The sequence below is a fragment of the Sulfurospirillum diekertiae genome (assembly GCF_002162315.1).
Lineage (GTDB): Bacteria > Campylobacterota > Campylobacteria > Campylobacterales > Sulfurospirillaceae > Sulfurospirillum.
This window is the reverse complement of sequence record NZ_CP021416.1, coordinates 130,590-143,841: the sequence shown is the minus strand read 5'-3', so window position 1 is coordinate 143,841 and position 13,252 is coordinate 130,590. Positions and strand designations below refer to the sequence as shown.

At 36.4% G+C, this 13,252-nt stretch carries 13 protein-coding genes and 1 pseudogene; 2 read left to right on the top strand and 12 right to left on the bottom strand.

Annotated elements, in window-relative coordinates; genetic code table 11:
* Positions 1-8: 8 nt before the first annotated feature.
* The 4 genes and pseudogenes from Sdiek1_RS00785 to pyrC all read right to left on the bottom strand — a co-directional run bounded on the left by Sdiek1_RS00785 (position 9) and on the right by pyrC (position 3,696).
* On the bottom strand, positions 9-1,160 hold the full coding sequence (locus Sdiek1_RS00785) for a PilZ domain-containing protein (RefSeq protein WP_087437450.1): 1,152 nt from the start codon (positions 1,158-1,160) through the stop codon (positions 9-11).
* 40 nt (positions 1,161-1,200) lie between these two features.
* Complete coding sequence (locus Sdiek1_RS00780) at positions 1,201-2,055, bottom strand: sensor histidine kinase (protein WP_238099072.1); 855 nt, start codon at positions 2,053-2,055, stop codon at positions 1,201-1,203.
* Positions 2,033-2,698 (bottom strand): response regulator transcription factor, encoded by a 666-nt coding sequence (locus Sdiek1_RS00775; RefSeq protein ID WP_087437449.1) that lies wholly within the window; start codon positions 2,696-2,698, stop codon positions 2,033-2,035. The genes Sdiek1_RS00780 and Sdiek1_RS00775 overlap by 23 nt, the downstream gene beginning before the upstream one ends.
* A pseudogene (gene pyrC / locus Sdiek1_RS00770) lies at positions 2,688-3,696 on the bottom strand (dihydroorotase). Before pyrC ends, Sdiek1_RS00775 begins: the two are co-directional and overlap by 11 nt.
* A 92-nt stretch (positions 3,697-3,788) precedes the next feature.
* Between pyrC and Sdiek1_RS00765 the strand changes: the two are divergent.
* Positions 3,789-4,808 carry an aldo/keto reductase gene (locus Sdiek1_RS00765; RefSeq protein WP_087437448.1) on the top strand — a complete coding sequence of 340 codons (1,020 nt, stop codon included), beginning with the start codon at positions 3,789-3,791 and terminating at the stop codon, positions 4,806-4,808.
* 50 nt (positions 4,809-4,858) lie between these two features.
* Here Sdiek1_RS00765 and Sdiek1_RS00760 read toward each other — a convergent pair whose 3' ends face one another.
* From Sdiek1_RS00760 to Sdiek1_RS00735, 6 genes are all read right to left on the bottom strand, one after another.
* Entirely contained in the window at positions 4,859-6,040 is a 1,182-nt protein-coding gene (locus tag Sdiek1_RS00760; protein ID WP_087437447.1) for an ammonium transporter family protein, read from the bottom strand.
* Positions 6,041-6,135: 95 nt separating this feature from the next.
* Complete coding sequence (locus Sdiek1_RS00755; protein ID WP_087437446.1) at positions 6,136-6,474, bottom strand: P-II family nitrogen regulator; 339 nt, start codon at positions 6,472-6,474, stop codon at positions 6,136-6,138.
* Positions 6,475-6,521: 47 nt separating this feature from the next.
* Positions 6,522-7,040 carry a peptidylprolyl isomerase gene (locus tag Sdiek1_RS00750; RefSeq protein WP_087437445.1) on the bottom strand — a complete coding sequence of 173 codons (519 nt, stop codon included), beginning with the start codon at positions 7,038-7,040 and terminating at the stop codon, positions 6,522-6,524.
* Positions 7,041-7,700, bottom strand: a complete 660-nt coding sequence (locus Sdiek1_RS00745; RefSeq protein WP_087437444.1) for a response regulator — start codon at positions 7,698-7,700, stop codon at positions 7,041-7,043.
* A 1-nt stretch (position 7,701) separates the two neighbouring features.
* The gene (locus Sdiek1_RS00740; RefSeq protein ID WP_087437443.1) at positions 7,702-9,318 is read right to left on the bottom strand and encodes a sensor histidine kinase; all 1,617 of its coding nucleotides are present in this window, start codon (positions 9,316-9,318) and stop codon (positions 7,702-7,704) included.
* Complete coding sequence (locus tag Sdiek1_RS00735) at positions 9,308-10,471, bottom strand: ABC transporter substrate-binding protein (RefSeq protein ID WP_087437442.1); 1,164 nt, start codon at positions 10,469-10,471, stop codon at positions 9,308-9,310. Before Sdiek1_RS00735 ends, Sdiek1_RS00740 begins: the two co-directional genes overlap by 11 nt.
* Positions 10,472-10,787: 316 nt before the next feature.
* Between Sdiek1_RS00735 and Sdiek1_RS00730 the strand changes: the two genes are divergently transcribed.
* A complete protein-coding gene (locus Sdiek1_RS00730) occupies positions 10,788-11,240 on the top strand; it encodes a class I SAM-dependent methyltransferase (RefSeq protein ID WP_238099070.1) in 453 nt (150 codons plus the stop codon).
* A gap of 39 nt (positions 11,241-11,279) precedes the next feature.
* Here the strand turns inward: Sdiek1_RS00730 and Sdiek1_RS00725 are convergent, their stop codons facing one another.
* Positions 11,280-11,582, bottom strand: a complete 303-nt coding sequence (locus tag Sdiek1_RS00725; protein ID WP_087437440.1) for a hypothetical protein — start codon at positions 11,580-11,582, stop codon at positions 11,280-11,282.
* Between the two features lie 61 nt (positions 11,583-11,643).
* Positions 11,644-13,233, bottom strand: coding sequence for an HD-GYP domain-containing protein (locus Sdiek1_RS00720; protein ID WP_087437439.1), 1,590 nt, complete (start codon positions 13,231-13,233; stop codon positions 11,644-11,646).
* Positions 13,234-13,252 lie beyond the last annotated feature (19 nt).

Genomic DNA, 13,252 nt, shown 5'->3' with positions numbered 1-13,252 from the left:
CACCCTTACTACACCAAATAATCTTTTAACTCACTATTAAGATCTTCAAGGATTTCACGCTCTCTCAACGTTATATAACGTAAAATTTTTTCACTCATAATACGATCCGGAAAAATACGCATACAATATCTATAGGAGTCTTTATATTCAATAATATTGATAACTTCGCCTTGTACTTCAATTTTTCTGTCCCCATCTGTTGAAACAGAAGCACTGTTTAATTCAAAGGCTATTAAAACTTTTGCACCAATAAACATGCCATTATTTTCATTACTTACAACACCTAAGCCACTCATAGAAAGGTCATATAACCGACCACTGGTTTGAAGATTACCAAATTGATGTAGAAAAACTTTAGCAATGATATCAGGATGTACCCTGATAAACTCTCTTTGAAGGGCAGGCATATTGAGTAAATAAATGAAGTTGGTTAACACCACTGTATTTGTTTGAAAATTACTATAAACGATATCTGCTTTTAAATGCTTATTAAAATAATCATTTTTGACGATAAAGGCTTGACCATCAAGCTTCATTGCAATTTCCTGCAAATGATCAATTTTAAAAGTGACATTTTCACCTTCAATATCAACTACTGTCGCTTCTGAACTAACAGGCACACCTTTATAAAGGTTGAGAAAAACAACACTTTGCTTTTCGAGTCTCATTTGATTAAATGTTTCGATAATATTATTGGTTGGAGAAAACATAACATCATTACTAAAGCTCATATCAAATGCTCCAGTAAAATTGCATACTTTAGGGGTTACTTCATTTTCTATTAGATTAATAAATCTACTCACACATCCAATTAGAAGCTCAATTTGTGGAGAAATATCATGTATTTTTGCAAAGGCGATATAGTGTTCAATCAAATAAAACATGCTCCGATTGATAAGAAAACCTATCATTACACCATCTTGGCGCATACGCACAAAAACATCTTCTCTAAGCTCTCCAATGTCATAATCACACTTGAAGAGTCCCTGATAGATTGCCAAGGCAATCTCTTTTGCCTCTTCTTTTGTAATTACCTTATCATAACTGACACACAGACAAGTAAAATAGTCTATAAACTTCTCTTCGAATTCTTTTAGAAAGAGTTCCGATGTGGCTAAAAACTTCTCTTTGTCACTTTGAGAAACGACTTCATTTTCCATTGTAATGTCCATGATGATTTTTATTGATTATATCATTTTTTTATTCAAGAGATACGCTATATCCAATATGACCTCTGTACCCACATTTTTTTTGCGAATTAATACGCATAGCAATTTTAAACTCATCACAATATGCCTTTACAAGGCTGAGTCCTATACCATATCCTTCTTTTGTCGTATCTGCCTGATAATAACGATTAAATGCTAAAAAAAGCTCTGCCTCACTCATGCCAATACCTTGGTCTTTAATGACAAGCGTCTCTTCTTCTTGAAAAATATGAAGGGGTTTATGGTTTTGGTTGTATTTCAAAGCATTATGAACCAAATTAGAAATGACTTTGGCTAAACCATGTTTATCAGCAAAAAGTTCTACATGTAAAATATTATAAAAAATATCTACACCATTAGCCATCTCTTTTTGTTTTTGAACTACGGTGTCAACCAATTCATCCAAATAAAACTTTTCACGAACATCTTCTTGAATCTCTTTCTTGATGTAATAATCTACCTCTTTATACAGTGCATACAAATCTTTACTGGCTAATTCAATGCGCTCTAAGCGTTTGAGCTTTTTAACGTCTTGCTCATCGGCTTGAAGCATTTGAAGATTGGCATTGATGACAGAAAGAGGAATGTTGAGCTCATGAAGTGTGTCTTTGAGTAAAATATCGAGGAAACGGTTTGTTTTAAACAAAGATGAGAGGGTATACGAGACGATGAGATAGCCGATGATTAAAGAAGTAGCCAGCAAAGGTACAACAACCCAAACTTTGTTTTCACCTAAATATTCCCATAAAACAATGCCAAAGAGTGCTACAAAACAGAGAGAAATACTAAAAGCTAAAACGGAGCGAATAAAAAAAGCTCTATCACTACTTCTCAAAACGATACCCAATTCCTCGGATATTTAAAATGCTGTCTTTACCAAAAATTTTTTTGAGATTATTGATGTAAACTCTGATTGATCCTTCGTTGATCTCTTCACTACTGCTCCAAAGCCTTTCATGGATCATCTCTTTGGTCACTACTTTGCCTCGCTCTTTTACCAACAAATAAAGCAGTTCAAAATCTTTGAGATTGATGTCAAGCTCTTCTTGATTGTGAAAAAGACGTTTACGTGCAAGGTTGAGCTTGTACGCATCATCAATTTCTAGCCAATCGTCCACAATGCCTTTCGCACGTGCTAAAAGTGCTTTGATGCGCAATAAAAGCTCGCTAAGATCAAAAGGTTTTTTAATGTAGTCATCGCCTCCTAGCATAAAGCCCTTGGTCAGGCTCTCTTGATCGCTTAGGGACGTTACAAATATAGCAGGGGTACGATCGCCAGATGCACGCAATTCTTTTAAAAAATCAAATCCACTCAGATCGGGGACTTTAACATCCAAAAGGTAAAGATCATATTTGTTTTCATAACATTGTTTAAGTGCCTCTTTGCCACTCGAAACTAACGTACAAATATAATCATGTCCACCTAAAAAATCTTCCAGAGTTTGAAGAAGTAATGTATTATCTTCCAAAATAAGAATTTTATACGACATGCTTAATGCTCCACGCTAATGTTTCGTTAGCAAACATAGGGACAACGTCAGCATAACTGTGTGTTACTTGAAAGGGTACTTTTTCTAAGATAACCTCTTTATATAGGGGTTTATAGTTATAAATTGTTTGTGCATTGTTACTGACAAATGCTTGTAAAGAAGCTAATGCGTTATGTTTGTCAAACAACTCTACGAGAGCTTGCAAGGCAATGGGTGCTGTAAAAACACCCGCCGCACAACCGCAACACTCTTTTTTATGAATCGGATGTGGCGCAGAATCACTTCCAAACATCACTTTAGGATGGGCTTTAAGGCTTACATGTAAAAGTGCATCACGGTCTTCATACCGCTTGGCAATCGGTTTGCAAAAAAGGTGCGGTTGAAGCATGCCACCGGCAACATCATCAAGCGTGATAAGTAAGTGATGAAGTGTGATCGTTGCGTAAAGGTTTTCATATTTGTCTAAAAGAGCCACACTCTCTTTGGTGGTGATATGTTCCATAACGATTTTGAGGCGAGGAAAGGCAGAAGCCAAACTTTCATAAATCGAGCCAAACTCTTTTTCTCGATCCATCACAAATCCATTGGTTTCGCCATGCACACATAAAATAAGCCCTAGATCACTCATTACATCTAAAACAGGACGCAATATCTCAATATCCATGCTTGCTACGCCACCCTCAGAATTGGTTGTAATGCCTGATGGGTATAGCTTCAATGCCTTTACATGTAAAGCTGCTTTTTCTAAAAATTTCACGACTATAATCCGAGCGAAAAAAAAGTGTCATCAAAGGCTCAAATACGTTGCTACCAATAGCATTTATAATACGCTCTTTATAGGCAAGTACCGCTTCAATAGTCGTAATCGGAGGAACAACATTGGGCATGATGATACCACCCGCAAGGCTGTGCGCGCTCAGGGGTGCGACTACTTTAAGCATCGCTTCATCGCGTAAATGCAAATGCATATCTAAAGGAGAAAAAAGTGTGTGTGTCATCTAAAACCTTTTTGATCTTATTCGAAGAGATTTAATTATATCAAAGCATCGCCAAAATGTTATACTTTGAAAAAAGAGAAAAGGCTAGAGAGATGGAATATCGTTACATCGGGAAAAGCGGACTGAGAGTGACACCCATTTGTATGGGCACCATGAGTTTTGGCAGTTGGAGCAATAAGGCAGAATCGTTCAGAATACTTGATACTGCATATGATCGCGGCATTAATTTTTTCGATACGGCTGAACTTTACCCCGTTCCTCCCAAAGAGAGTTATGCTGGAGTCACTGAAGAAATTATCAGTGAATGGCTTGCAACAAAGCCCCGTGAAAGCATCATTTTGGCAACTAAAATTGCAGGTGCAGCGAACGGATGGTTTGTACCACCCATTCGTCATGGCTATACGGCAATCGATCGTTTTCATATTAAAAAAGCAGTTGAGGGAAGTTTGAAGCGTCTCAAAACAGATTACATCGACCTTTATCAAGTCCACTGGCCTGATGAAATTGTACCCAAAGAGGAGTCGATGCTAGCCTTTGATGAACTCATTAAATCTGGCAAAGTACGCTACATTGGTACATCCAATGACTCAGCCTATGGGCTGACGAAATCAAATACAATTTCTCAATATGAAAAGTTGGCACGTTTTGAATCCATTCAAAATAACTTCTCACTGCTCAATCCCCGCTTCTTAGACGAACTTGCGAATGTATGTCGTAAAGAGAGCATTTCACTGCTTCCTTACTCACCGATGGCTGGTGGTGTGCTTAGCGGAAAATACAACCAAGCGTTTATTGATCCTAAAAGCCGTTTTGGAGAATATTTGCAAACAGGAGAGCCCAGACAAAAAGCAATGTACAAACGCTTTGTTAATGATAAATCCTTAACTGCAACAGCCAAATATATTGAGATTGCAAGGAAATACGACATGAGCCCTGTTACCCTTGCCATTGCGTGGAGTATGCACTTTGATTTTGTCGCTTCTACTATCATTGGAGCGCGTTATGCGACACAGCTTGAAGAGAGCTTCAAAGCCCTGGAGATTAAGCTCCGTCCTGAGGTATTAAATGAATGTGAAAAAGTTCAAAAAGAGATTTTATACCCGATGGGATAGTTTACATGTAAAGAAGTTAGGGAGCCCAAAGCTCCCTATATAGCACTGTTTTAGACTTTTGATTTAATAAATTCTGGATACGCTTCCAAGCCACACTCTTCAAGATCAAGCCCTACATACTCATGTTCTTCATCACTTCTAAGCCCAATGACTTTTTTGATAATTACAAAGGCAACGTATGAGACAGGAAAGGTAAAAAGCCCTGTTATAGCAATTCCCTTAAGTTGTGTAACCAGTGAAAAATCAGCAAAAAGCGCTACAGCAATCGTGCCCCAAATACCATTGACCAAATGAACAGAAAGTGCACCCACAGGATCATCAATTTTGAATTTATCAAAAAGAGGAATCGCAAAAACGACCAATGTTCCACCTACAGCACCAATGATAATTGGTTCCCAAAGGCCAACCACATCGGCACCAGCAGTAATGGCAACAAGGCCCCCCAATGCACCGTTTAGTATCATCGTAATATCAAGTTTTCGATACTGTATATACACAATCATGGCTGCTATAATTGCGCCCGCAAGGCCAGCTGTATTTGTGTTGACAATAATGAGCCCAACAAGGTCTGCATTTTCAACACTAGAGATATGAAATGCGCTTCCTCCATTAAAACCGAACCAACCAATCCAAAGGAGCATGCCTCCCAGTGTTACCAGTGGGATGTTTGAAGCGGGAATTGCTCGTATCTGTCCTTCTTTGCTATAACGACCTCGCCTAGCACCCAAAACCAAGATACCCGCCAGCAGTGCCCAACCTCCCACAGAGTGAATCACAGTACACCCTGCAAGATCATGTACCTCTTTTAAAAATCCTCCACCCCAAATAGCATTTCCAACGATAGGATAAATAAAGCCACTCATCAATACCGCAAAAATCATAAAAGGAATAATGCGAATACGCTCACTCACACCACCACTCATAATGGAAACGGTTTTACTCACAAACGCCATTTGGAATAAAAAATAGGCATAAGGACTATATCCATCTGTAGTCACACCTTCAAGGAAGAAGCCATTTCCGCCAAACATGTTATTGTAACCCCAGAGTAAAAAAATAAAAGAAGTGATGGCATAAAGCATGACATTGCCTGTAAGTACAGCCGAAACATTTTTGCTACGAACAAGACCCGCTTCAAGCATTGCAAAGCCCGGAACCATAAAGATAATTAGAACAGAAGAGAAAAGTAAGAAGAAAGTGTCAATAATATAGTGCATATGAGATTGATCCATTACACATAACCTTTGTGTGAAATAAAATGTAACGGATAATTGTACAAGAAAGAGGAAAAGCTTTGTGATTAAAATTTAATCACAAAGCTTAAAATTTAGATAGCATCTTCGTTTTCTTCAGCTGTTCTAATGCGAATAATTCTTTGAATATCACTCACAAAAATCTTACCATCACCTATTTTACCGGTCTTTGCTGCTTCTAAAATCGTTGAAATTACTTTGTCTACATTTTCATCAGCAACAACAATATCTAGTTTAATCTTTGGCAAAAAATCTACAACATACTCTGCTCCACGGTAGAGTTCAGAGTGGCCTTGCTGTCTTCCGTAACCTTTTACTTCATTCACAGTCATACCTGTGACTTCAATACTTGCTAGTGCATCTTTAACTTCTTCAAGCTTAAACGGTTTTATAATTGCTTCGATCTTTTTCATAGGGTATCTCCTCTATTGTTTCAAAATTGAGACTATTTTACCTTAAATTATTTTAAATACGCTTTGAGAATTTTTTGTGGTTGCATCGGCATGTCTCTACCATCAGTTGTAATATTTTCAAGCTTACGAACAACATCCATACCTTCAACCACTTCACCAAAAATAGTGTGCCTACCGTTGAGGTGCGGTGTTGGAACAGTTGTGATAAAAAATTGACTTCCATTCGTATTGCGACCAGCATTCGCCATAGCTAAAATTCCCGGTTTGTTAAATACAATATTGGGTTTAAATTCGTCTTCAAATGGTTTCCCATAAATGGATTCACCACCACGTCCTGTTCCCGTAGGGTCGCCACCTTGAATCATGAAGCCTTTAATAATGCGATGAAAAGTGATGCCATTGTAGTATCCTTTTTTCACCAAAGCTTCAAAATTTTCACATGCTTTCGGTGCTACCTCAGGCTTCAATGCAAACACAATCGTTCCTTGGGTTGTTTCAAAAACAACCTCACTTGCCATAAGAGCACTCCATATCCCTAACAATAAAACTAAAACTATTTTCCTCATCTATTGATCTCCAACAAGCTTGGTGTTTCTAAAACGATACATCTTATTTTTAACTTTTTCCAAAATACCCACTTTGATAAGTTGCTGAAACATATGTACAACCGTAGGCTTACTCACGCCAATATTATCAATAATATCTTGATATGAGCCATTAAAGATTTTATCATCATCTAAATGGCTGATGATGTATTTCAAAATCTCAATTTTTTTCCCCCCTATAAGAGCAGCAAGTCCTTCAATAATAAAAGAACACCCTTGAATCTCTTTGCTATGCAATTTAGGGAGCATCGCACTATAAATGGTACTGATTAAATCTTTGACATTAATCGGTTTCATAATAAACCCATCAACCTTCAGAGTAATCGCCTCAATAAGATATTCTGTTTCTGTAAATGCCGTTGTAATGATCGCTGGAATATCACGATGATACTCATTCTTAAGCTTTTTGAGCATCTCAATACCATTCATAACAGGCATTAAAATATCTGTTACAATAATATCAATATCTTTTTCAAGCGCAATTTTAAGCCCCTCTTCTCCATTTGATGCAATATATACTTCTTTGACAAAATCTTTTAAAATCATCTGCGTTTGTATTTGCACTGATTTTTCATCTTCGACATATAACACCACACAATCTTTTAATCCATTAAAATCCATATTATTTTTCCTCCTTTTTATCAAGTGGTACTAAAATGGTTATAATTGCACATTTTTCGTAACGCTTACCATTACTAAAAACGTACGATATATTCGTTCCAATAATACTACCCCTCATCTGTTTCTCAATAATTTGTTTGGACATATACAATCCTATACCTGTTCCTGAGGATTTATGCTTGGTTGTAAAATAGGGTTCGAACATTCTATCTTGGACCTCTTCACTAATCCCACCGCCATTATCTATCACACTAATGACTGCATTATTTGCTTGCTTTGTAATGATAATTTCAATATATTTTTTTTCAATATTTCGCTCTTCTAAAACATCTTTAGCATTAGAAAAGAGATTCATTAGCACCTGTGAAAACTCATTGGGATAACCACTAATCTGTACATCTTGAGTACAATTTAAAAAAATATCAATACCAGCTTTTGCATAATATGCTTTTACCAACTTCAGGCTATACTCCACGGTATCTTTAACACTAAAATGCTCTTCATTTTTATTTGGCTTAAAAAAATTACGAAAATCATCAATAGTATGTGACATCAGTGACGCTAATGCAATACCTTCTTTGACCTGTCTATCGATAAATTCATCACTTAATTCTACTCCTGCCAAACGTTTCATCTGAAAGCTTTGAATAATAAGTACAATCGCATTAAGCGGTTGGCGCCACTGATGCGCAATATTACCAATCATCTCACCCATTGAGGCAAGCCTTGATTGACGAAACATGATCTGATCTTTTTGGCGACTTTGATCTACCTCATGTTGCACCTTAAGCTCAAGGTTTCGATTAAGTTGTTGTAACTCATAGGTTTTAGCATCAACCATCTTGGCGAGTCTCGCATGAAGTAGACGAATATTTTGTAACAAAACGATGGCTAAAAGTGCTGCAAAAGCAATCGTACCAATCGTCGCTACCACAATCCACTCAAACGTATTATCATAAACTTTTTCTGTACGAGCGTACCCCTCTTTCGCACTGTCTAAATTGAGATTGATCAAACCTGTTAAATCAATATTGATTGAATAAACGCTGGGGTAGAGTTCATTTTGTAATACGTCAATGGCTTTTTGCGATTGTTTGGTTTCAAAATAATTAAACATTTTGAGTAAAATTCCATCAATCGTATGGATTTTTTGCTCAATTTTAGAGATTAAAATATCATCCTCTCTAGTTTTAAAAAATGGTTTATGCATAGGATCATCCATAAATCCCCATGAGCGTGCTAGCTTAATAAGCCAATCACTTTCATCAATACTCAAACTATTTTTATACTCTTGAAGTTCAATTTTAATGAGCTCTTGCGCAAGGGCAATAACTGTTTTACCTTCTTGCGCACTAATAAGGCCTTTTTCAATATCTCGAATCGTATCTAACACATTGACGGTATAAATATCTTTGAGATTTTCAAGACGAATGGTTGGTAACATTCGTTTAGTATATAAAATATCAAAATTATTTTTAATGCGGTTAATACTCATATGAGCAAAACTTCCAATAAAAAACATACCGACGACCATAATGAGAAAAAGAAGTGTTGTCTTTTTCGCAATCGTCATCTCATCGATGCTACCCATAAAATCACTCAAAGGATTAGTGTTCATCGTTTTGCCCTACCGAGTAAAAATCATCATCGACATATTCACTTAAATGGACACGATGTAAACACTTGCAACGCTCATCTCTATTTTTAGAAATGGCAGTTTCATCTAATGTTTTTGAAAATGTTCCCAACGCCTTAATAAACTCTTCTTTTGTAAACTCTTTCCCCAAACTTTTAAAAACCTCCGCAATCATACGCGCTGCAAAATATCCTTCCAATGAAACATGCCCTAGTTCTTCTTTAGGGTAATATTTATGCATCAACATACGATAATTTTCTACCTCATCCACTTCTGAGGTCCACGGCGAAGGTACAACTTGTGCGAAAGTGATCCCTTTACCATTGCCATGTAAAAAATCAATCAGCGGTTTAGGTTCGATAAAAGAAAAAAGACCAAATTGAATATTCTGACGGATTTTTTGACTTTTGCGTGCCCGCTTAATAAACTCAGCTGTTGGTGTCGTAGAGCCTATCATTAAAATAACTTCTGGATTACATAACTCTATTTCATACAAAGCATTTCCAACAGAGAGTGTATTACGTTTATAACTCCCCTCTCCTACGAGTACAAGATTGCGCTTTGCAAGAGCATTTTTAACACCACTAAGACCTGTTCTTCCATAACTATCATTTTGATAAAACAGTGCAAAACGTTTATATTTAAGATCATCCGCATAATATTGTACAAGCTTTTCAATCTCATCGAGATCACTGGCTCTGGCATTAAGGACAATGGGGTTAGGAGGATTACGCAGAAATTCTGCTCCTGAATACGCACCTACAAAAGGTATCCGCTTTTCAATGGCGATGGGGAAAATAGCCTCAGCTACGGGTGTACCAATAACGCCAAAAAGAGCAAAAATTTTATCTTTTTTAATCAACTCATCAACATTTTCAATGGCAATTTTTGGCTCATAACGATCATCTTTAGCGATAATCTCTATCTTTCTTCCATAAACACCACCGTGGTCATTTAAATTTTGAAGATAGATTTCCGCGCCTAGTAAAAACTGATTACCAACACTTGTCAGCCCACCACTAAAAGGACCACTCATCCCTAAACGAATCACATTACCTTCAAATTTTGTATTGGCAAAGAAGTATGGCAACATAAAAAGAGATATAAACAGGAGAATTCCGATGAGTTTACGCATCTTTGTTTTTAGCTTTCATAATATTTTGCAGATATAATATCAACTATTCTTTATAATAATGCTTAATTAGTAAAAAATTATTTACTTAAGTATCTTTTTTTGAAAAAAATTGGAAAGAGAGTTAAAAAAATGAAATGTAAAAATTTGCAATTATCCTACAAAATTATGGGAAGATACACAACTTCAAAAGCGCTATTTTTACTGTTCACACTGTCACTGCATTTGCCTTGATTCAGCCTATTATCTTACATTGGAAAAAGAGCATAGCCTCTACAACAATCATCGAAATTCGTTAGAAAATGCAGGTTACGTAAAGATGTTTGAGGATTTTTTAGATTTCTTTTGGAATGATCTTACATGTAAAGAAAAAGCCCTTGATTTTGGTTCTGGGCCAACACCTGTTCTGAGCCAACTTTTAACCAATAGAGGTATTCATGTTGATTATTATGATAAGTTTTACCAGCCTATAAAATGCTTTGAGCATCAAACGTATGATGTCATCACCTCAACCGAAGTTTTTGAACATTTAGATAACCCCAATGAAACATTAAAACTTTTAACCCAACATCTTAAACCTAATGGCATTATTGCATTAATGACCCTATTTCATGGTGATGATCAAGCTCATTTTTTCACATGGTGGTATCGAAGAGACCCAACACATATTATATTCTATACTCCAAAAACACTTGAGATTTTGGCGCGACAGTGTGGGTTAGAAGTTGTAAAAACAGATGGTAAACGAATAGCAGTATTACAAAAAAGGTAGCGATGGGTGTCGCTACCTCAAAGTTTGAACTTTTAATGATTATCTATAAGAACGGTAATAACCGTCGTCATAGTAGCGATGATGACGTGGTGGGTCAACGTAAATAACCCTCTCGTGTACATAAACAGGTTCTCTGTACACGACCGTTGGTCTCGTTTCATAATATACAGGACTTTCAACATAACGTGTTGGTTGTTGTGATGCATTAATTAAGCCACCTAGTAATACAACTGCACCTGCGCCAATCAGAGCACCCTTTTCTCTATCGCCCATGGCCTGAGCGCTTGTGATACCACTGAGGACTAACACAGCTGAGATTAATAGTGTATTTAAGATTTTCATCTGGGACTCCTTTTCTTTATATGATGAAATCTTAACGCAAAATCGTGAAGTATTTGTGAATTTAATCTTTTAAATTTTCACGAGCCTCTAAAAAAACATCTAAATGTTCAAAGAAAATATCAACGAGCCTTGGATCAAACTGTTTTCCTCTCTCTTCTTTAAATAATGCAAAGATTTTTTCATCTTCCCATGCAGGTTTATAAATTCTTGCACTTCCTAACGCATCAAAGACATCTGCTAACGCCGTAATACGCCCATAAATATGAATATCTTCGCCACTTTTTTGATCAGGATAACCTTTCCCATCATAGCGTTCATGATGTTCTTTTGCCACAATAGCTGCCATTTTGAGAAGTTCTCTTTGTGAATGTTTGAGCATTTCATACCCAAGCATCGCATGCGTATTCATAATTTCACGCTCTTGTTCATCAAACCTTCCAGGTTTATTTAACACACTATCGGGAATACCAATTTTACCTATATCATGCATTGGAGAAGCGAGTTTAAGCATTTCAGCCTCTTCTTCATCAAGCCCATAATAGAGTGCAAGCATTTTCGTGTATTCTGCCACACGTTTAACATGATTTCCTGTCTCTTTAGATCTCGTCTCACCAATAGAACCCATCGTAAAAAGAACCTCTTTTTGTGTATCTTCGATCTCACGATTGAGTGCATTAACCTCTTCAAGCCCCTCTTCTATTTTTGCTTCCACCTCATCCATAGTAAGAGATACATTGCGAGAAACCTTAATGGCAAGCAAAATGATAAAAAGGATGGTCACTATCCCCACGAAAAGTTGAATCAAACGCATCTGATCAAGAAAGTTACTGGAAAGCTCTGCGATCATCTCTTCTAAAGAAATACTTACTTTTTTGTTATCATCCAAAACTTCAGAAGCCTGATCAATCGTTGAATGTTCAATCAATTTTGTTTCTTCAATTTTGATTGTTTTTTCAGCAATTGTACGTACAATCTCTTTATAATGAATCAAATTTTCATGAAGATCCCCAGTCCCCTTTGTCGTTGTATCAATCAGTTTATCAATAGGGGCAAGCCACTTTAGCATGGTGGCATTATTGCCATGTTGATACAGCATCTCCTTGCTATAGTAGCGAAGATCACTGAGTATTTTGATCTGTTCTATACGATTATTGTGCAAAATATGTTCTTGAATTTCAACGCGTGCACTATTTTCTTCTGGATAAAGAGCTTTAAATATAGCAACGTATTCTAGTTTTTCACATTCAAGTTTGAAAATCTCATCATACATAAGCTCAAGACGATGTTCGTTGGTATAAAGAGTGTTGAGATAGTGTTTGATTGTTTTATCTTTTTGTATATTAGGAAGTAGTGTATTAAAAAAATAGTTATGTGCATGTTGAGATAACTTCGTACGTAAGTATTCAAAACGCTTTTCATAGGTTGCGAATTCGGTATGCAATTGTTCTAATTTTTGAGCTTCTGTGGTTTTTGTACTCTCAAGAATAATATCATTCATTCCCTCTTGCATCAGCAGAATAGAAGAGATACTCTCTCTAAAATTACTATTTTCCTTAATTTGATAGGTAATAACAACACTAATCATTCCTAGAAAAAGTAGCATTGCTATAATCAGAACAAAACTAATTTTAACCCTCGTGCGAATATTCATACGCAACCCTTTCACTCAA